Source organism: Prosthecobacter sp., assembly GCF_020439865.1.
Classification (GTDB): Bacteria; Verrucomicrobiota; Verrucomicrobiia; order Verrucomicrobiales; family Verrucomicrobiaceae; genus Prosthecobacter.
This window is the reverse complement of the sequence record NZ_JAGRPF010000108.1, coordinates 51,437-71,661: the sequence shown is the minus strand read 5'-3', so window position 1 is coordinate 71,661 and position 20,225 is coordinate 51,437. Positions and strand designations below refer to the sequence as shown.

Sequence of the window (20,225 nt, the reverse complement as noted above, 5' to 3'; positions counted from 1 at the left end):
TGACTGTCAAATCTTCACTCCTCCGTCGCCATGCTCAAAAAAGTCAAGATCACCAATGTTCACTCCGGAAAGTCCTCGGACGCCCTCGTGGATACGGACACCGATGAAAAAGCCCTCATCGGTGCCGGCGTTGCGCCGAATGAAACGACATCGATCCAGACCATCACCGGCATCGACGAAAAGCTGCATCGTCTGACCAGCCCCAAGCCCAACACTGATGACAGCGCGGCTTTCTTCTCCGGCCTCGGCCGCTGTCTCGAGCGCAACATCTCGCTCACCAAAAGTCTCCTGCTTCAGACCAACCGCGTCAAATCTCCCGTGTACAAGGGCATGATCGCCGAAGTCGTCCACGCGATTTCCGTCGGCGACAAGTTCAGCGACGCCATTTCCAAATACCCCAAGCTCTTCCCGGATGACATGCTCTCCCTCATCCTCGCAGGTGAAGAGGCCGGTCAGCTCCCCAAGGTCTGCAAACGAATCGCCGTCTCACAGAAAAAGTCTTCGAAGGTCATCAAGAAGCTCAAAGGCGGTCTCATCTACCCTGCGGTCGTCATCGTGCTGGGCGTCGTCGTCGTCATCGTAATGAGTTTCACGCTTGTGCCCGCCATGGCCAAGCTCTTCACCTCTTTCAAGACCGAGCTGCCCATGGGCACCAAGGTGCTCATCGCACTTTCCGATCTCTTCATGCACAAACCCTACATGGCCATCGCACCGTTCATCGGCCTGTATTTCTTCTTCGCCAACTGGGGAAAAATCAGCTCGTTGCGTCCGGTTCAGGACCTGTTTCTTAAACTTCCAGCAATCGGCGTCATCGTGCGCAAGTCTGCCGCGGCCACCGGTTTTCGCACGCTCGCCATGCTCACCGAGTCGAACGTTCGTCTCTCAAGCGCCCTCGACATCACCGCCCAGGCAAGCTGGCACTATCACTACAAAGAACTGTTCATCCGTCTAAGAGAGCACATCGCCGTCGGGCGAACCCTGCATGAGGCCTTCCTCATGGAATCCCACTGGCTCGGCCCTGACGCGCGAAACCTCTGCGGTCTCATCGAACTCGCTTCCGAAACCGGGTCCGGCACGGAGATGCTCTCCGAAATCGCTGACGACTACGAAGAGGAACTCGACAACCTCGCCGCCACTCTCGACAAGATGATCGAGCCTCTCACGATGCTCATTCTCGGCATCATGGTCGGCTTCCTCATCTATGCCATCTACGGCCCGATGTTCAGCCTCGGCGATGTCATCTTGAAGAAGAAGTAGTGCCATGCGGGTGAAGACGCCTTCTCCCTTCAAAGCCTGAATCCAAGGCGCGTCCGGCCTCATGCCTTCGCTGTGACACTGCATCCTGATCTGTTTCCGATCAGGACTTGAGAATCTCTTCCCATCCCGCGAGGTGCTTCTCCCACGTCAACGCGATCACCGTTTCATGCGCCGCGGCAGAGAGCTGCTGCCACTCGGCCGAATCCAGAGCAAGAGCCTCCTGAATACGGGAAGCCAGCTCCTGTGACTGCTGTGGGTGATAGAGCATGAAGCCGTTCTCGCCGTTGCGGATGTGGTCCACGGCACCATCCATCACGGAGATAATTCCAGGAAGACCGCAGGCCATGCTCTGCAGCACCGTGTTTGAGAACGCGTCATACTGCGTGGGATGCACGAACCAGTCTGCGGACTGATAAAGCTCCACGAGATCACTCGTCACCGGCACGGCACGCACGCGTGACGCGATGCCGAGACGCCGGATCCTCTCACGCAGTGCGGCGCTGAGCCCCTTTCCGACGATCCACAGCGTTGCATCGACATTCACCATCGCTTCGAGCAGCGGCTCCAGGCCGCGGCGGCGGTGGCTGAGCGACACGAAGAGCAGCACAGGCTTGGCGGGATCCGTCTGCAGCTTGCGGCAGAAGAGCTCACGTACGCTTGCACGATTTTCGGTGGGCTTGAAAAGCTGCGTCTCGACGGGCGGCGACAAAATGTGAAAGCGTTCACCATCGGTGCCATGGATGCCCTGAAGCTGCGCAGCCACGCGCGCAGAACTGGTCACAAACTGCTTCGTCTCATTGCCGCCGTAGAGACGTCGCTCGAGATGCAGTTCGTAGAGATGCTTGAAGCTGTAACGCTGCCAGAGAGGAAGCAGATTTCCATACAGCCGGTGACAGCCGGTGCCGTTGCGGTGAATATCCTGCATGCAGGTGCGGCCAAATCCGATGCTCACTTCCGCTCCTGTGGCGACACGCGAAGCCAGACGATTGAAGTGCCACATTCGCAGCGTCGTTGAACCGCGCAGTCGCGGCAGCAGCTCCCATCGCCCCGGCAATGCGGCACCAATCTCCGGAGTGGTCAGCGAAGTGACATAGCTCAGCTCGTGTCCGGCGGCCGTCAGACGCTTCGCGAATTCGATGAGGAAGTTCTCCACACCGGAGGCACGAATGATTTGCGGGTGGATCAGCGCGAGCTTCATCCGTTTGATTTCGCCCCCGCCTCCGCCTCGCTTTCAAACATCCGGCTGTAGCGGTCGAAGGCAAAAAATGCCGTCGCCACCGCGATCCACAACCCGGGAAAGCCGTCGAGAAACCCCAGCTTCAAGAAATAGGCGCGGGTAAATCGCCACCACGGCCGAAACAACGTGTGTAGCAACGACCAGCGTTTGCCCTTTCCCTGCTGCGTCTGTAAAAACACCTGGGAGTACTGCACGTGCTTCACCAAGTAATGCTGGATGTTCTTGAACGAGTAATGCAGCAGATCTCCCTTAAGCGTGGTACACGGCCCGGCCACATCCAGCCGCTCATGCACCTGCCCGCCGCCATCGGCAGCCCACTGGCTTTTGTCTTTGCGGAACAGACGCACCTTCCGGTCCGGATACCAGTCGCCGTGATGGATCCAACGCCCCATGAACCAGACGAGCCGGGACATCCATGCACCGTCGAACTTTTGATCATCACCGTTGGCAAAAAACTGCTGAATCGACTCCCTCAGTTCAGGGGTCAGTTCCTCATCGCAGTCCAGCGCGAGAATCCACGACTGCGAGCAGAGGGAAAGGCAGAAGTTTTTTTGCGCGGTGTAGCCCAGCCAGTCCTGATGCACCCACTTCACGCCAAACTCCTCCGCGATTTCCGCCGTGCGATCCGTGGATCCGGAATCCACGATCACGATCTCCTGCGCCAGGTCGGTGACACTCGCCAGACAACGACGAAGATTGGCCTCCTCGTTGAGCGAGATGATGGAAATCGAAAGCGGCAAGCGGGTCATGCGGTGCACGACTTTCGCGAATCCACCGCGCGTGCCAAGCACGAATCAAACCGCGGCCAAGGACACTGCCGCATTGTGACCACCCATGCCCGAGCCCAGTTTGATCACCCGATCCCCGGAGGACACCTTAAGCAGCTCATCGTTCAAGCTCAGCCCACATGACGGCGGTGTCAGCCCGGGCAGCGCCGCAGGCAGCCACCCATTCCCCATGCAGGCAGCGATCAGCGCCACATCCAAAAGACCGCTCGCCCCGAGGGCGTGCCCAGTGGTGGGCTTCAGCGGCAGCAAAGGCACCGGTGCACCATCCAGCGCCCGCAGCAGCGCGGGCGGTTCGACACGTGCATGGTTCAAGGTGCCCGTCGCATGCGGACACAAGAGCACCGCTTTGCTACGATCTCCGGCATGGAGGGCCGCACGCACGCAAGCCTCGATGCCACCCCCATCTTCAGGAATCATCAAAGCATCATACGCGTCACTGTTCGCACCATAGTGTTCCAGGCGGCACAGCTTCGGACGTCCCGCCCCCTCGCGCTCCAGGGTGAGCGCAACGGCGGCCTCCCCAGGCATGAAGCCGCTCGTCGTTCGCTCAGGAGAAATGGCTTCACCACAGGCAAACGGATCATTCACCCCGTTGCCGGAAAGCAGCCCGGTGTCGCGGAAGTCCCGTAGCAGTTCCGGCACCAGAGGCAGATCCACCGCCACCACCAATGCCCGAGGAGCCTGCCCGCAGGCCACCGCCATCCAGGCCATTCCCAGCGCATCGAGCCCTGAGGAGCAGCCGTTTGAAATCATCTGCCAAGGGCCACGAATCCCAAGTTCAATGCTCACCGCCGCCGCGATCTCGCTGTGCATCGTGTTGCTGGCACTGAACTTGCGCAGGGGCCTGCGCCAAGTGTTTGTACCCGTCATCTCCCCTGCATTTCCTCTGCTGCTGGCGGCATACAGCCACGCACCGGCTACGTCCTGAGGGGTCCAGCCCGCGCGGGTCACTGCTGAACAGGCCAACTTCACCGCCGCATTACTCGCGGCTCCGTAGCGCCGACCTTTCACCGGCTCTCGTGAGGCCAGCCGGCCCGCAGAGAGGAGGGCAAACTCCCCTCCCAGAGCGCCCCCCAGCGGCGTGAGTCCGCAGCGGCGCTCACGCAACGCGGACAGGCATTCCTCCATTTGTAAACCAAGCGCACAGGCCGTCTCAACGGCTGTGACCAGCACAGATTCCATCATGCCTCGATACAGCAGCAAAACTCACGCTACGCAACCGCCAGGACACGTCCCTGTTACATCAACCTCACAAAAAATAAGCAAGCCAAAGATTGACACTCAACTTAACAGCCCGCTATATTTTCATCCTCATGTTAAGGCAAATCATAGGACAACCCGAAGGGCAAAAGGAAGACAAGCGTTCCGAGGCTTCCGCACCGGCTCCCACAGCCGAGCGCGCACCCATTCTCTCCACCGCATCCGCTCCCGCTGCACAACCCCAACGCTCACACTCAGCTCCCGTCATGACCACCAGCAAAAACGTTCTCGCCAATGACGTCGAAATCAAAGGCTCCATCAAATTTTCCCACGATCTGATCATCGACGGCAAGATCGAGGGCGAAGTCATCTCCGACGGCAGCCTCACGGTCGGCGAAAACGCTCTCATCAAAGGCGAGGTCAAAACCCGCTCGGTGATCATTTTCGGCAAGGTCGAAGGCAACATCACCGTCGCGGAACGTTGCGAACTCAAGAGCAACGCGATCCTCGTCGGCGACATCGCTGCGGGCACTCTCGCCATTGAAGAAGGCGCCACGTTCATGGGCCAGTCTCAAGTTGGCAAGAAGGCCGAAACCAAGCCTGCCTTTGCGGGCGGCCCGAAACCACAACCTTAACCTGCCTTATATCGAGTGTTCGGGCGGCTCTTCGGCTCGAAGTCCAGCATCCTTCCCACGCCACCGAAGCATCTGATCGAAGTGGCGTGTCCGTCTTGTGGCGCGGCTCAGTATGAGCCGCGCCTCGTCGTTTCCACATTCTGCAAAAAATGCGGAGTGCATCTCACGGTGCACAAACGCCACGTCACCGCATCTAACGTGACACGCTCCGGTGCCGGCATGCATGATGCATGGACGACCATTGATCCGCACGGAGACACCGCCGCAACTCCTGGGGCAGCTCCTACACCGCCGCCTCCTGCTGGAACGGTGGAAGAATCTTCACAGGAGAACGAATCTGAACTGTCGCCCTCGGAGGGCTTTGGCGCCTATCTCCAAAGCCAGTCACCGTCAGCGCCACAGAACCCTGCCGCTGTAAACGAAGACGGTGAACCCATCACCACCGGCATGCGGCGCCCGCAGTCCAACTCTCCGCCTCCAACACCGGCACCTGCGCCACAGACCGCCAGCTCCTTCCAGAAAATGAAGGAGCAGGGCATGTATCGGAACCAGTATTTCAAAGACGCCGAGTGCTTCGACTGCGGGCACAGCTTCAAAACCGGTCGTTCCGCCAAATCAGCCAACTGCCCTGCCTGCGGTGCCTACATCTCGCTCGAAGATGTGGAGATCAACATGACCTCCACACAGTCCGTCAAGACGCGCGGCAACGTCCTCGTCCGCAAACGCGGCCGCCTTTCCGCCAGCAGCGTTCATTGTCGCGATCTCGAATGCCATGGCATCATCGAGGCCAACGTCAGCTGTTCTGGGGATGCCTCTTTCCGCACCACCGGCAGCATCATCGGGGAAATCCGCTGCAATCGCTTCGTCGTCGAGAAAGGCGCGGACGTCGCCTTCCTCAATGCCGTGCATGCCACCGAAGTTGAGATCCAGGCCCGCGTCACCGGCACGATCTTCTGCACTGGTCCGGTGCTCATCGGCAGCAACGGCTCCGTCAACGGCGACGTCACTGCTCGCTCCGTCTCCATCGAACCCGGTGGCGAGCTCAATGGTGCAATGAACATCGTCCGCGGCAAGATGGGTTCGTAGTTTGCCACGCGGTATGAGAGCGCGCTCCCTTCTGCTCGTGGTGGCGCTCGTCGCAGCCTGCCTTCTCGTCGTTCGCGCAGGCTCCCCGATCGTCATTTATTCCTGGCTGAACATCGCCATGCAACAGCTCACGCAAGATCATCTGGCCCTGCCCTACACTCCGCCTCCGCAACCAGATCAATGGAAGCCGATGACTGCAGCGGAACGACTTTCCAACGTCCGCTCGCGCCTCCTGCCCAAACTGCACGACGAACTCGCCGCGCGTCAACTCAAACTTGGTCAGTCCGCCTTCATCCGAATCTTCAAGGAGACGCGCGAACTCGAACTCTGGCTGCAAACCCGCAACGGCTGGAAACTCTTCCGCAACTATCCCATCGCCACCTTCTCAGGCACGCTCGGCCCGAAAACCAAGGAAGGTGACATGCAGGCCCCCGAAGGCTTTTACCGCGTCACTGCCAGGCAGCTCAATCTCGCCAGCAGCTACCATCTCTCCTTCAACATCGGTTACCCCAACGCCTATGACCTCGCGCACCAGCGCACTGGCAGCCTCATCATGGTCCACGGCAGCACCGTCAGCATCGGCTGCTTCGCCATGACCGATCCTCTCATCGAGGAAATCTACCTCGTCGTTGAAGCCGCTCTCAAAGACACCGACACCGTCCCCGTCCACATCTTCCCGTTCCGCATGACTGACGAACGCATGCAAAAAGAACAAACCTCCCCGCACCTCGACTTTTGGCAAAACCTCCGCCCCGTCCACGACCTCTTCGACAAAGAACGCCGCGTCCCGACGATCATTGTCGAAAACGGCCGCTATCACGCCAGATAAGGACACTAACGCATTCGTCAGTGGTCCTTCGACATTCATTCGTCATTCCTCATTCTGGTTTCTTAATTCCATGCGCTCCCTCACCCTCACCGCCGCCAAAACCTTCGAGTGGACCACGCTCCCCGAAGCCGCTGCACCACAACAAGGCGAAGCCCTCGTCGCCATCCGCGCCATCGGCATCTGTGGCACCGACTTCAGCGGCTACCTCGGCAAGATGCCCTTCATCGAGTTCCCGCGCATCCTCGGCCACGAACTCGGCGTCGAAGTCCTCGCCGTCGGTGAAGGCGTCACGCACCTCCAAGTCGGTGATCGCTGCTCCGTCGAGCCCTACCTCAACTGCGGCACCTGCCATTCCTGCCAGCGCGGCAGCACCAACTGCTGCGAGACACTGCAAGTCCTCGGCGTCCATTGCGACGGCGGCATGCGCGAGCGCATGATCCTTCCCGCGCACAAACTGCATCCCTGCAACGCGCTCGACTTCGAGCAGCTCGCCCTCGTCGAGACGCTCGCCATCGGCTGCCATGCCGTGAACCGCGCGCAGGTCACCGCCTCCGACGATGTTCTCATCATCGGCGCCGGTCCCATCGGACTCACCGTCCTCGAATTCGCCCGCGCTGCGAATGCCGCCATCACAATGCTCGAACTCAACGCCGCCCGTCGCGAGTTCGTCGAGCAATACTACCCCGGTGTGAATGTCGTCGCGTCATTGCCCGATGCGCCCGCCTTCCAAATCGTCTTCGACGCCACTGGTAATCCGAACTCCATGAGCGGCGCATTCCGCTTTGCCCGCTTCACCGGCCGCATTGTTTACGTGGGCATCACCAAGGAACCCGTCCTCATCGACGATCCTTTGTTCCATCGTCGCGAGCTCACACTCCTCGCCAGCCGCAACGCCGTCGCCTCCGACTTCCCCCGCATCCTCGCCATGATCCAGTCCGGCCAGATCGACACCCGCCCTTGGATCAGCCATCGGTGCGAGTTCAACGAACTGCCCTCGCAGATGGACGAATGGCTCAAGCCCGAGTCCCGTGTGATCAAGGCGGTCGTTTCAGTGTGATCAAACTCAGATTCCCTCGCCCCGCTTGCGGGGAGAGGGCTAGGGTGAGGGGCCAACACCTCACGACCACGCTTGCAACCCTCGCATTCCCCTGCGAGCACTGGCCATTCGTCATTCATCAATCTGCATTCGTCATTTCCCCTCATGCCCACCCTCACCGTCCAGCCCCGCGCCCGCCTCTTCCACGGTCACCTCTGGGTCTATGCCACCGAAATCCAAAAACGCTTCGGTGATCCCAAGCCCGGCGACGTCGTCCATCTGCAAGACGTTCGCGGCAAACCGCTCGGCAGCGCCATCTACAATCCGCAGTCGCAGATCTCCGCGCGCTTGTTCTCCTACCGCCGCCAGGATCTCGATCTCGACTTCTTCACGCGTCGCATCCAGCGCGCGATCAAGGTGCGCGAAGCCTCCGGTGTCGATCCAAACCTATGCCGCCTCGTCTGGAGCGAGTCCGACGGCCTTCCCGGCGTCATCATCGACCGCTACGGCGACTTCCTCGTTCTGCAGACGCTCACCCTCGCGATGGATCTGCGCAAAGACCTCATCATCCAGGCGCTCAACGACGTCGTGAAGCCGCGCGGCATCGTCGAGCGCAATGAAGCCGCTGTGCGCAAGGCCGAGGGCATGGAGCAGGTCAAAGGCGTCGTCAGTGGCGAGACGCCCACACCTTTCGTCGTCCGTTATCAGGGCAGCGCCTTCCACGCCGACCTCCTCGAAGGCCAGAAGACCGGCCTCTACCTCGATCAGCTCGACAACTACCAACTCGTCTCCGCCCTCGCCAGAGGCCGCCGCGTGCTCGACTGCTTCTCCAATCAAGGCGGCTTCGCGCAGGCCTGCGCCCTCGCCGGAGCCAGCGAGGTCACCGCCGTGGACATCAGCGAGCCCGCCACCGAGGTCGCGAAACAAAACGCCGCCATCGCCGGAGCGAAGATCGAATGCATCGCCGAAAACTGCTTCGACTTCCTCAAGCGCAACGAAGCCGCCGCCGCCCGCTACGATCTGATCATCCTCGATCCGCCCTCCTTCACCAAAACCAAGAGCTCCGTGCGCGATGCGCTGCGTGGCTACAAGGAGATCCACCTCCGCGCCATGAAGATGCTCGAGCCCGGCGGCATCTTCGCCACCTTCACCTGCTCCCATCACGTCAGCGCCGCCGAGTTCCACAGCAGCATCACCGACGCCGCCGTCGATGCCAAGAAAACCCTCCGCCGCGTCACCACCTACACCCAGCGCCCCGACCACCCCATCCTCGCCACCATCCCCGAGACCGAATACCTCCGCGGCTACGCCTATGAGGTCGTGGCTTCGTGGTAATGCGTTCGTAGTTCGGGCTTCAGCCCGTCACTCCTTCAGCCGGTTCAGCGTGTAATACGCCATGCGATGCCACAGCGGCGAGCCGTCCTTCGCTTTCAACCCCGGCAGTTCGAACTCGTGCACGTAGCCCTCGCGCAGGTTCGCGACGGTGACTTCGAGAACCAGGCCGTCGTCTGAAAGCTTCGCGTCGCTGATTTGCAGTGGCTTCGCATCGAGTTCTTCGCCGCCGTATTTGCTCTGGAAGGGATAGGTGTAGCTCTGGCCGGTCAGTTTGCCGAGGCTTGCCTTGTCCACCGGCAGGGTGAAGGTGAAGCGGAAGCCGGACTTCATGAGCTCCATCTTCTGCACCTCGAGCGGTGTCTTTTTCGTCCACACGATCTGCTGTAAGCCGAAGGGCCGGTTGCCCTTGCTGTTCCAGCCACGGTTTGATTCGCCAACGACGAGCGATCCATCGGGCAGCGTGGTCAGCGCCAGCGCCGCGCATTGCAGCCCCTCCACAAACGGAAAGCATGCGCCCTGAAATTCACCGCCCACTTTTTCGAGGAAGACACGGTTCACACCGCTGAGCACGAACTCACCGAGGAAGAGCTGCTTCTCAAACGGGCCGAACTTGCCGCCGCTCTTGTCGCACACGATCCCCGTGCCGCTCTGGCCCATCTTCACATAAGGCAACCACACCGCAGGCGGGCAGTAGCCCTGCACCGTCTTCATCGCCTCGGCGACCGTGAGCGTGCCATCCGGCTGCTTCGCGGCGATCTTCACCGGCGATTCCGGACGCATGGCATCGGGAATGGACTCCGCATGCGAGAAGTAGGCGCCTTTGCGGATGTGAAACAGCGGCGTGGTCGGCATCCAGTTGCCCTGCTGATCGGTGACAAAGATTTCGCCGTCCGCATCCTGTCCGATACCGCACGGTGAACGAAATCCCGCGCACCATGGCTCCAGCTTACCCTGCGGTGTCATGCGCACGACCCAACCGCGCCAAAGCGGATGCACGCCTTCGTCACCCGCGCCTTTCCAGGTCTTGCCCATGCTGCTGTTCAGGGAGGTGTAGAGATTCCCCTGCGCATCAAACACCGGACCATAGGCATACTCGTGATACGCGCCCGAAACGCCCCAGCCCGTCGAAGCCGTGAGGTATTCGTCTGCTTTACCATCGCCGTCGGTATCGCGCAGTTTCGTCACCTCCGCGCGCTGCGTCGCATACAAGGCGCCGTCATGCCACGCGAGGCCGAGGATCTCATGCATCCCGCTCGCAAAGAGCCGGAAGCCGTCCTTGCCCTCAATCCAGACCTCCCCCTTGCGCAATGCGACCGCGAGTTTGCCATCGCCCGTCACCGCCAGACCGCTCGCCTCAAAATTCACGCCCTTCGGCAGCTCATACGTCTCGATGCGGTAGTAGTCGGACTGCTCTTGAGCAACGAGCGAAGAGCCGAGGGTGAAAAGTCCCAAACTGAGAACTGCGAACCGCGAACTGCGAACTGAAGCTACCATGACACCACCTCCTTCGTTTCCTTGCCGTTGATCTTCACGATGCGCTCAAAGCCGTTCTTCGTCGGGCGCAGCGTGTCTTCGATCTGCTTCCCTTCTTCACGATACAAGAACGTCGGCACACCATCCTTGCCGATCTTGTAGCCTCCAAACACGCGCTCGCCTGTCACTGCTGGCAGCTCCTTCACATCGGTGCCCAGCGGTTTGATCGGCGGCATCGCGCGATCCTGCCAGTTGCTCATCGCATCGAGGAAACGGCCCTTCCAGATGATCGCCCAACGGCTCTGTTTCGCATCAAACGCGGCATTCAACCCGCCGGGAAAACCAACACCGATCGCATGCGAGCCCGCGCCTTCGATGAAGCTGCGAAAGAGGATCACGCGCTTCTCCTTGTCGGGTTTCAATTCGAAATCCTCCGACGACATCAGTCCCTCCGGCAGCGGCTGGCCGTCGATCTCGCGCAGATAGGTCCAGATGCTTTCGATCTCCTGATCCGCCTTCTTACGTCCCACAAACATCGGCGGCATCACCGTGCCCGGCTGCGTGACCTGTGGATTGAGCAACAGTTCCTTGAAATACGCCGGCTGCAATCGCTCCACCGTATGCGTCAGACGAATCACCGGCGGCCCGAGCGACTTGCGGTCCTTCAAACCATGACACGCGACGCACGCGAGCCCCTTCGCACCGAGAAGCTGCCGTCCCGCTTCCGCGCGATGATGTTTCGCCAGTCCGCTCACATCGATCTCAATCGGCTTGTCGAGCTTGTCCGCCTCATTGAACGCGCTGATGAGCATCTCCGTCTGCGCCTGGCCGAAGTTCGGCATCCGCGTGTCCATGTAAGGCCGTACGCTGCCGCCTTCGCCCCACAGCAGCTTTTCAAACCAACCGTGCGTAAGCTTGCGCCCCACCCGGTCGAGCATCGGCGGCAGGTTGCCCAACTGGCCGAGCGATTCTGCTGTCGAATCATTCACGGCAAAGTATTGCGCCCGCGGATCCTCCGGTCCGCCCTTCCCATCGCGATCATGACACGCGTAGCAGTTCAGCCGCGACATCTGCCAGTCCACGCGCTCCTGCGCCGTGAGCTTGGGCACGTCCTCCTTCTGAATCATCGCCAGCGCCAGCTTCAGTGCGCGCTTTTCAAGATCGTTCAGATCAAAGCGCGGCGTGCCGCTGGGCTGCTTGTCAGACAGACATCCCTTCACGGTATTGAGCTTGGCCAGACTCGTTTGAGGGGTCGGATTCGTCTGGCCGCTCTGATGGCACGCGACGCAGTTCATCTTCTCAAAGACTTCTTTCCCCTTCTCCACGCCCTGCTTCGGAATCTTCAGCGCCGCACGCGCCGCGGCCTTCTCTGGAACACGGCCAACATGCAGATACGCGGCGATGTCCGACGCCTCCAGCGCGCTCAAATGCATGTCCGGCATGCGGCCTGCCGGACGCATCGAGAGCGGATCCTTCAGAAAATAAGACAGTGCCGTGAAGTCATACGCATCCGCGAGCGCGATGGGCACCGAGGCATTGCCCGGCTTCTCCACCTCAGCATCCGCCGGCGCCTTCGGCGGCCGCGCATCCTTGGCCGGTTCATGGCAGGCCACGCAACCGACCTTGTGATACAGCTCCTTGCCGCGCTCCACATCGCCCTCCGGCACCTTCGGCAGGTCCTGCTTCAACGTGCTGAGGTATTCGACCAGCGCTTCGACCTTCTCCTCATCGCCTTCCTCTGCAGTGAACAGTCCCGGCATCTGCGTGCCCTTCTTCCGGCTCTGCGGGCTGCGAATCATCAGCCACAACGTGTCCGCATCCAAACGCGAACCCACCGCGCTCAAATCCGGCCCCGGCTTCGCCTTCAGTCGTTCCTCCCACGACTTCGGCGCCGCATGACAGGCCGTGCAGTTCAACTCCGCCAACAGCAGCAGTCCGCCATTCACCAGAGCTTCATCCGGGTCCTCGGGAATGTTGAACTGATCGAAGGTGTAAACGAACGCGTGGTTGATCGGCTCCGCCTGCAGCGGGTGTGCTTGCAACTGGCCGCAAAAAAACGTAAAGGGCGCTGCAAACAGCCCGAGCTTCATCAGATTCAGTTTTTGCGCCATGTGCGTCTTGGAGCAGCTATTCAAATTCCCATCTTCGCACGTTCAGCATCGAGCGCCTTGATCCAAGGCCCGATAAAGTGACCCGAGTCATGATACGTGCGTCCCGAATACATGTGCTGGTCGATCACGCAGGGCTCGTTCACGTAGATGCCGCCGCAGATTTCGAGGTCGAACTTGCACTTGGCCACGGTGGCCATGCGCAGACCTTTGACGATGTCGGCACGTGCGGGGATTTCCACACCGTGGCAGACGCTGGCGCAGGGTTTTTTGTTTTCCCAGAACCACTTTGTGATTCGCAGCAGATCGGCGTCTTCGCGGATGTATTCCGGTGCACGCCCGCCGCTGAAGAAGATCCCCACGTATTCCTCGGGCTTGATGTCCTTGAAAGCGATGTCGGCATCGATGCTGTAGCCTTCCCATTCCTTGGTGATGGTCCAGCCGGGTTTGATTTCATGCAGCACCATCTGGTATTTCCGTTTTTCCGGCGCGGCGACGACGGGCTTGTAGCCGCCTTCGATGAGGCGGTAGAACGGGTAGAGCGTGTCAACGGTCTCGGTGGCGTCACCGACGATGAGGAGGACTTTGGCTTCAGGCATGGTGTTTTGGATGGATGAGTTGTGATTCAATAAGGGATCAGCCGACAAGGCCGTCGAGATGATTCTTCGCACGAATGATTTCCGCCGTCGTTTCGGCGATGGTCGGCATGATCGGAATGCCGCGAGGAGTCGGGTGCATGAAGACTTCCGTGGGGCCGGTGAATCCGGTCTGCATAAGAGCAACAAGCAGTGGCTGCCAGTTCAAGGAGCCGCGACCGGGCATCTGCTGGAGTTCTTCTTCCTTTGGCATGGGCTTCATGCAGCCCATGCCGTGCTCCCAAGCATAAAACATGGTCATCTTCTTGTCGATGTGCGTGATGAGATCGGCCAGCAGCTTCGTGTCCTGCGGCAGATGATAAGGCGCGAGCGCGATACCAATGCCGGAAATGTTGCGAATGTCATCCGCGAGCCAGAGCAGCGAATCCGGCGTGTCGATGAGGTTGTTGATGTGGTTCTCGATGCCGATCTCGACACCATTCTCCGCCGCCAGCGCGGCATGCGGCTTCATTTTCTCCACGAAGTCCTTCACATTCGCCTTCAACTGCTCCGGCGAGACGTTCTTCCACTCGCCCGAACCTCCGGTAACGATGAACGAACCACCCAGTTTCTTCACGACACCAATCTCCTCCGTCAGCTTGAACGGTCCGAGGTCGTAGCGCGTCGTGCCACCAAAGCCAATGCCCTGCTCCTTCAGCATTTCCGCGAACTTGTCGTGTCCGATGGCATCCATCTCCTCACGCTGCGTGCCATGCTTCTTCGGCCAGAGTTCAATGCCCGTCGCCCCCGTCTTCTTCACCTCCGGCAGAATGTCCGCCAGCGGCAGGCTTCCATACATCGACGAGGCGAGCATGTAATTCAGCTTCCACGGCGCCTCCGCGGTCAAAGCAGGTGCGGCGGCAAAAGCAGACAAGGATTGGAGGAACTGGCGGCGCTTCATGGTGCCAAGTAAACGGCTTCTCCGGCAGTCCTTCATTCAGACTTTGATTTCTCTTCTTCAGCTTTTGCGGCTGCGTGATCGCCACCCCATCGAGGTTCACTTCACCGCTTCGTAAAGCGAGGCGATGCCAAACGTCAGCGGTGTTGCATTCGCGGATTGAAAGCCGTTGGCGCAGATCAGGGACTCCATGTCCTTGCCCGAAGGAAAACGCTCGATGGAGCCGCAGAGGTAAACGTAGGCTTCGCGCTTGCCTGTGATCCAGCCGGCAATACGCGGCATGATCCGCTTCAGATAAAACAGATAAAGCTGCCGGATGCCCGGGATGCGAGGGATCGAGAAGTCGAGCACGAACAAACGTCCGCCGGGGCGCAGCACACGGCTCATTTCTTGAAGGGCCGCAGGCCACGAGGCCATGTTGCGCAAACCAAAGGCCACCGTGAGCACATCGAACACGCCGTCTTGAAACGGAAGCGCAAGGCCGTCGGCCGCCACCAGAGAACGAAAGTGGCGGGCCTGCGCCTCGCGCATCATGGGTACGGAAAAATCTGCGCCAAGCACCTTGGCTTCAGGGCAGGCGGACTGGACCGCCTGGGCCAAGTCACCACTGCCTGTCGCCAGATCGAGAATGCGCTGTGGCTCAAGTGCGGCGATGCGTTTCGCCGTGGCACGCCGCCAAAGACAGTCGATGCCGAGGCTGAGAACATGGTTCGCAAGAACGTAACGAGATGCGATTCCCGCAAATGCCTGCCTCACGAATCCTGCGTCCTGCATGTGACTGAATGAATGACCGGCAACCCGCGGCATGATGCCGCCGGATGGTGCTCACGAGAGGACTCGAACCTCCACGATGTTACTCACTAGAACCTGAATCTAGCGCGTCTACCAATTCCGCCACGTGAGCAAAGGAGTCGGGTTGACCGGGACGCGAGTTTTGACCAAGCGCGGGATTTCTCAAGCGGGAAAATGAGTTTCTTCTGGCGGCCCGACTGGGTCCGGGTTAGTCGCGTGGGCATGTCCTTCCGTCTTGAGATGCTTCAAGTGGCGCGTCTGGCTCCGAAACTGCTCGGGGAGTCGGCGACTCTTGTGGAAACGTTTTTGCGCTCGCGCCTCTCGTCCACGGGCGGCTTTCTGGACCGCAATGATCAGCCAGATCTCTACTACACCGTGTTTGGAATCGAAGGGCTGCAGGCGTTGCAGCTCGATTCTGCAACTCTCCCGGACGTGCGTCCGTGGCTGAACGGTTTTGGCGACGGCGAACGTCTGGACTTCGTGCACCTCTGCTGCCTGGCGCGCTGCTGGGCGAACGCGGGCATGGACGACTTTCCGATGAGTTCACGTGAGGCGTTGGCGGCGCGAATCGAGGCCTTTCGCTGCGCCGACGGCGGTTATCATCAGGCTCCGAACCGAAACAAGGGAAGCGCGTATGGATGTCTGCTGGCCTGGGGTGCCTATCAGGACTTGGGTGGACTGCCGCCGGAGCCTTGGCGGCTCGTCGAATGCATGGGTGGGCTGCGGACGAAGGACGGCGCGTGGTCGAACGAGCCCGGCATTCCGGTCGGTTCCACCACGGCGACTGCCGCCATGGTGGCCCTGCACCGACACATGGACATTCCACCGCCCCCCGAAGCGGTGGAATGGCTGATGAAACAATGCCTGCCGCAAGGAGGGTTTCTGGCCCTGCCTGCGGCTCCCCTGCCCGACCTGCTTTCCACGGCCGTCGCGTTGCATGCCCTCGATGCGGTGCAGGCGGATTTCTCACGTCTTAAGGAGCCCTGCCTCGATTTCGTGGACTCCCTCTGGGACGCGACGGGCGGGTTTCATGGCAACTGGACGGACGACATGCTCGACTGCGAATACACCTACTACGGGCTGCTTGCGCTGGGACATCTGTCCTTCTGAGAACAAAAAACCCGGACATCGCTGTCCGGGTTCTCTGTTAGAGTGTTGTCGCGTCGGCTTAAGCGAGAGCTTCGGTGAGGATGCGGCCGCCGTTGACGATGTCGATCGGGCGGACGCCATCAGCCACGATGCGCTTCTCTGCATTGATGCCGAGCAGGCGGTACATGGTCTTGGCAAGGTCTTCCGGACCCACCGCGTCGCGGTCAGGCTCACCGCCGAGGGCATCGGAAGCGCCGTGCACATAGCCTTCTTTGACGCCACCGCCAGCGAGAGCGACGGAGAAGACGCGCGGCCAGTGGTCACGACCATTGGTGCCGTTGATCTTCGGCGTGCGGCCGAATTCAGAGCTGACCATGACGAGCGTGCGCTTGAGCATGCCACGATCAGCAAGATCGGTGATAAGGCGTGCAAAGGCCTGATCAAAGTTCGGAGCCTGACCTTCGAAAGCGCCCTTGATGTTGGAGTGGTGGTCCCAGCCGCCGTAATTGACGGACACCATGCGCACACCGGCTTCGACAAGACGGCGGGCCAGCAAGAAGCGCTGACCGGCGGTGTTGCGGCCGTATTCGTCACGCAGTTTGTCGGACTCTTTGGTGAGATCAAAGGCTTCACGCGCTTTCTGGCTGCTTATTAGGCCGTAGGCGGCCTGATAGAAGCTGTCCATGGCGCTGATCGAATCCGACTTCTCCACGGCTTTGAAATGTTCATCCACGGCACCAAGCAGGTTGCGGCGGCGGTCGAAACGCTTCTCGTCCACGTCTTTCGGCGTGAGCAGGTCGCGCACGCTGAATCCCTTGTCGGCAGGATCGCTGCCAAGAGCGAACGGACCATAGGCGCTGCTCATGTAACCGGTGCCCTGCTCAGGTGCGAACACGTTCGGCACCGCCACATAGGGAGGAAGATTGTTACGGCTGCCCTGTTCGTGGGAGATCACCGAACCGAAGCTGGGGAACTTGATCGCCGGGCTCGGACGGTAGCCGGTGAACATGTTGTGCGTGCCACGCTCATGAGCGGCTTCACCGTGCGTCATCGAGCGGATGACAGTGAGCTTGTTCATGATCTTAGAGATGTTCTGGAACTTCTCGCCGACGTATTCGCCGGGGATCGAAGTCTTGATCGGCGTGAACGGTCCGCGGTAGTCCGGGGAAGCAAAGGGCTTCGGATCCCACGACTCGTGCTGAGCCATGCCGCCCGGGAGATAGATGTGGATCACCGAATCAGCGATCGGCTTGAAGGTCTCCACTTCCGGCATGAGCGGCGCGGCTTGGAGGCGAAGCATCTCGGGGAGGGTCAGACCGAGACCGCCCAGCATGCCGACGTAGAGGAAATCGCGACGGCTGGCTCCGGAGCGTAGATCAAGGTGATTACCTTGGCAGAGGGGGTGCATTTTCATGAGAAACGGGGGTGTTGTTGCTGGAATCGTGAGGAGTTACGGGACGCCCAGAGGCTTCTTGCAGATCTTGCGAAAAATTACGCAAATCGTGATCATCGGCCGAAAAAAGACCTCATTTGACGACCCAACCGGCCTGGACGAACTCCTGTATCCAGACCTGAAAGTCCACTGGGGCATTCACTGGGAATTTGAGCCTGAGAATCACGGGCACGGTGGCGTCGTCGCTTTGCTGCAGCAGAAAATCCATCTCTTTCGCCAAGGCGCCGGAACTGGGCGCGTAGCCGTACACCACCTTGGCCCCCGGTTCGGAAACATTGCGCAGGCTATAGCATTTGAGCGTCTGGGGATCGCCAAATTCGTTTTCATAATGGCCTGCCGGAGAAACAAGCACACGAAACAGCTTCGAGGAGGTTGGCTTCGATTCGAGAAAATCCGTCCATGCCATCTCTCCGGCCCCCACGAAGGATTCCCAGTCCACCCGCGGTCCTTCAGAGGTGTGTTCGACGGTGGCCAAACGCCTTCCGCCTCCTTCAAGAACCACCACGTGCTCGCTGAACTGAGGGGAGAGTTCAGTCGCCTCCACGATGGAATCATACGGGATCGGACCGTCAGCGTTTTTCGCGTAGTAAATGCTCATCAAAGGAGCCACGCGCAGTTTGTTGCGAACCAGAAGCACCCGCTCCTTCCAATTGGCAGTCTGTAGAAACTTGTCCAACACATCCTCCGCGGCAGCCAATTTGGCCAGATTCTCGGCGGGCCGCTCCCCCGCCGACAATGCTTGGGCGGTTTTAAGATCACCTCCAGGAGGTCGGAAGACCAAGTTTCCACTGTTCACCGGGGGCAGCACTTCATCCGGCTGAATCATGGATGTGGCGGTCGCCTGCTCGTTTGGCGAACTCTGGGCATCGGCTGGTGTCTGGCCCAGCCCGCCCGTCTTTGTGGCGTTTTCGACCGAGTAGATGACCCCAAATACCACGATCAAGATAACAATGACTCCCACCGCGCTCGCGCCAAGAATCAGACGACGCCGAAACTGCTGTATCTCAGGATCCATGCGCATGCGGTCAAAAGCATCTCCCGGCAGCGGCTGCGGTTCCGACGAGGGTTCCGGCCGGGTCAGACTAATCGTTGTTGGCGGCTCGTTTTGCGTCATCAGCAGGGCACGACGCTTGGTCTTCGTGGTCTTTTCCGCCATCTGCAACATCACCATCTGACCACAAGCAGGACATGGACGTGATCGGGTCACTGATGAAACCTGGATTTCGACAGTTTTTTCGCAATGAGGACAGACGAGGGTGGTGGCCGGCATTCGTACGGAACGTTGGGGGGAGTAAAACACTCTGTCTGGAAGAACGATTCGCCGCAACCCCAGGGTTGTTCAATTTCCCGACCAGACCATCGCCAAGCCGCCCCGTGAACGCAGTCGCTGCAGCCCCCAGCTCATCATGATGCGTGCATCGTCCCAAATATACTTGGTCTTGGTACCCAACTGAACCAAGATCACCTCTCGGCTGCCACTGACCGCGCTGGAGATCAGGCAGCGCCCGCTGGCCACCGTGTAACCAGTCTTCATGCCGTTGCATTCGGGCATGGCACCCAGCAGGTCATTGGTGTTTTCCAACACCACCGTGCGTCCATCCGCACGATGAAAAGTGTAATACTTCCGTCTCACGGCGTCACGAATCACGCCATTGCGATACGCAGCCATCGCCACGCGGGCCATGTCACGTGCGGTGGAGTATTGGCCGCTCACGGTCAGACCGTGTGGGTTTTTGAAATTCGTGTTCGAACAGCCCAGCGAACGCGCCTTGGCATTCATCTTGGTTGCGAATGCGCTGATGCTGCCGGCATTGTCACGCGCCAGAATGTTCGCCACGTCGTTCGCGCTCTTGACGAGGAACGCGTAGAGAAGTTCACGGCGGGTATACACCTCGCCCGGCTTGACGCCCAGCCGCGTCGGTTCCACCGCCACGTCGGAGGATTGCACACGGACATTTTTGTCAAGATTTCCGGCGTCCAGCACCACCAGAGCCGTCACCAGCTTCTGCGTGCTCGCCACCGCCCGGGCAGTTTCAAAATTCCTTCCAGCAAGATGCTGGCCGGTGCGGGCATCCAACAGCAGGTAGGACGCAGCGCGAATCGACGGCCCCGTGGTGGCCACCAGCATCCGCTGTTCGGGCAGCATCACCGGCACCATGCTGGCACTGCCGTCGCCCTGCGCCGCCGCGGCTGCGTAAAGGTGCTGTGCGTTGGAAGACGTCACCGGAATGGCACGCACCCCCCCCTGATTGGTACAGCTGGCCAGAGACCACACGGCCGCTCCCGTCATTAAAAGCTGGAGTAATCTTGTCATCATGAAGCAACGCTGCACCGGCTCGCAGTTTTCATGCCGATCAGGCGGCCGGGACTTCGG

At 60.1% G+C, this 20,225-nt stretch carries 18 protein-coding genes and 1 tRNA gene; 7 read left to right on the top strand and 12 right to left on the bottom strand.

Annotation, left to right across the window (positions count from 1 at the left end):
• Positions 1-30 precede the first annotated feature (30 nt).
• A complete protein-coding gene (locus KDL09_RS12300; protein WP_294385317.1) occupies positions 31-1,257 on the top strand; it encodes a type II secretion system F family protein in 1,227 nt (408 codons plus the stop codon).
• A 100-nt stretch (positions 1,258-1,357) separates the two neighbouring features.
• Here KDL09_RS12300 and KDL09_RS12295 read toward each other — a convergent pair whose 3' ends face one another.
• The 3 genes from KDL09_RS12295 to KDL09_RS12285 are packed head-to-tail and all read right to left on the bottom strand — an operon-like array spanning position 1,358 to position 4,467.
• Complete coding sequence (locus KDL09_RS12295) at positions 1,358-2,455, bottom strand: glycosyltransferase family 4 protein (RefSeq protein WP_294385315.1); 1,098 nt, start codon at positions 2,453-2,455, stop codon at positions 1,358-1,360.
• The gene (locus tag KDL09_RS12290; protein WP_294385312.1) at positions 2,452-3,243 is read right to left on the bottom strand and encodes a glycosyltransferase family 2 protein; all 792 of its coding nucleotides are present in this window, start codon (positions 3,241-3,243) and stop codon (positions 2,452-2,454) included. The genes KDL09_RS12295 and KDL09_RS12290 overlap by 4 nt, the downstream gene beginning before the upstream one ends.
• Positions 3,244-3,288: 45 nt before the next feature.
• Positions 3,289-4,467, bottom strand: coding sequence for a beta-ketoacyl synthase N-terminal-like domain-containing protein (locus tag KDL09_RS12285; RefSeq protein WP_294385307.1), 1,179 nt, complete (start codon positions 4,465-4,467; stop codon positions 3,289-3,291).
• 281 nt (positions 4,468-4,748) lie between these two features.
• Here KDL09_RS12285 and KDL09_RS12280 point away from each other — a divergent pair, with 281 nt between their 5' ends.
• The 5 genes from KDL09_RS12280 to KDL09_RS12260 all read left to right on the top strand — a co-directional run bounded on the left by KDL09_RS12280 (position 4,749) and on the right by KDL09_RS12260 (position 9,403).
• Positions 4,749-5,117: a polymer-forming cytoskeletal protein gene (locus KDL09_RS12280; protein ID WP_294385304.1), complete on the top strand. Its 369-nt coding sequence runs from the start codon at positions 4,749-4,751 to the stop codon at positions 5,115-5,117.
• Between the two features lie 198 nt (positions 5,118-5,315).
• On the top strand, positions 5,316-6,203 hold the full coding sequence (locus KDL09_RS12275) for a polymer-forming cytoskeletal protein (protein ID WP_294385301.1): 888 nt from the start codon (positions 5,316-5,318) through the stop codon (positions 6,201-6,203).
• 13 nt (positions 6,204-6,216) lie between these two features.
• Positions 6,217-7,032, top strand: a complete 816-nt coding sequence (locus KDL09_RS12270) for a murein L,D-transpeptidase family protein (RefSeq protein WP_294385298.1) — start codon at positions 6,217-6,219, stop codon at positions 7,030-7,032.
• A 70-nt stretch (positions 7,033-7,102) separates the two neighbouring features.
• Positions 7,103-8,089, top strand: a complete 987-nt coding sequence (locus tag KDL09_RS12265; RefSeq protein WP_294385295.1) for a zinc-binding alcohol dehydrogenase family protein — start codon at positions 7,103-7,105, stop codon at positions 8,087-8,089.
• Between the two features lie 144 nt (positions 8,090-8,233).
• Positions 8,234-9,403: a class I SAM-dependent rRNA methyltransferase gene (locus KDL09_RS12260; protein ID WP_294385290.1), complete on the top strand. Its 1,170-nt coding sequence runs from the start codon at positions 8,234-8,236 to the stop codon at positions 9,401-9,403.
• A gap of 27 nt (positions 9,404-9,430) precedes the next feature.
• Here KDL09_RS12260 and KDL09_RS12255 read toward each other — a convergent pair whose 3' ends face one another.
• From KDL09_RS12255 to KDL09_RS12230, 6 genes are all read right to left on the bottom strand, one after another.
• Positions 9,431-10,897 (bottom strand): hypothetical protein, encoded by a 1,467-nt coding sequence (locus tag KDL09_RS12255; RefSeq protein WP_294385287.1) that lies wholly within the window; start codon positions 10,895-10,897, stop codon positions 9,431-9,433.
• Complete coding sequence (locus KDL09_RS12250; protein WP_294385285.1) at positions 10,891-12,987, bottom strand: c-type cytochrome; 2,097 nt, start codon at positions 12,985-12,987, stop codon at positions 10,891-10,893. The genes KDL09_RS12255 and KDL09_RS12250 overlap by 7 nt, the downstream gene beginning before the upstream one ends.
• A 20-nt stretch (positions 12,988-13,007) precedes the next feature.
• Entirely contained in the window at positions 13,008-13,583 is a 576-nt protein-coding gene (locus KDL09_RS12245) for a DJ-1/PfpI family protein (protein WP_294385282.1), read from the bottom strand.
• 37 nt (positions 13,584-13,620) lie between these two features.
• Complete coding sequence (locus tag KDL09_RS12240) at positions 13,621-14,520, bottom strand: sugar phosphate isomerase/epimerase (protein WP_294385278.1); 900 nt, start codon at positions 14,518-14,520, stop codon at positions 13,621-13,623.
• Positions 14,521-14,616: 96 nt separating this feature from the next.
• Positions 14,617-15,324 (bottom strand): ubiquinone/menaquinone biosynthesis methyltransferase, encoded by a 708-nt coding sequence (locus KDL09_RS12235; protein WP_294385275.1) that lies wholly within the window; start codon positions 15,322-15,324, stop codon positions 14,617-14,619.
• 12 nt (positions 15,325-15,336) lie between these two features.
• Positions 15,337-15,421: transfer RNA gene (locus KDL09_RS12230), tRNA-Leu, on the bottom strand.
• 110 nt (positions 15,422-15,531) lie between these two features.
• Here KDL09_RS12230 and KDL09_RS12225 point away from each other — a divergent pair.
• Entirely contained in the window at positions 15,532-16,419 is an 888-nt protein-coding gene (locus KDL09_RS12225; protein ID WP_294385272.1) for a prenyltransferase/squalene oxidase repeat-containing protein, read from the top strand.
• A 58-nt stretch (positions 16,420-16,477) separates the two neighbouring features.
• Here the strand turns inward: KDL09_RS12225 and KDL09_RS12220 are convergent, their stop codons facing one another.
• The 3 genes from KDL09_RS12220 to KDL09_RS12210 form a co-directional block, all read right to left on the bottom strand.
• Complete coding sequence (locus KDL09_RS12220) at positions 16,478-17,812, bottom strand: DUF1501 domain-containing protein (protein ID WP_294385270.1); 1,335 nt, start codon at positions 17,810-17,812, stop codon at positions 16,478-16,480.
• A gap of 112 nt (positions 17,813-17,924) precedes the next feature.
• A complete protein-coding gene (locus KDL09_RS12215; protein ID WP_294385267.1) occupies positions 17,925-19,022 on the bottom strand; it encodes a hypothetical protein in 1,098 nt (365 codons plus the stop codon).
• Positions 19,023-19,190: 168 nt separating this feature from the next.
• The gene (locus tag KDL09_RS12210) at positions 19,191-20,126 is read right to left on the bottom strand and encodes a D-alanyl-D-alanine carboxypeptidase family protein (RefSeq protein WP_294385264.1); all 936 of its coding nucleotides are present in this window, start codon (positions 20,124-20,126) and stop codon (positions 19,191-19,193) included.
• Between the last annotated feature and the right edge of the window lie 99 nt (positions 20,127-20,225).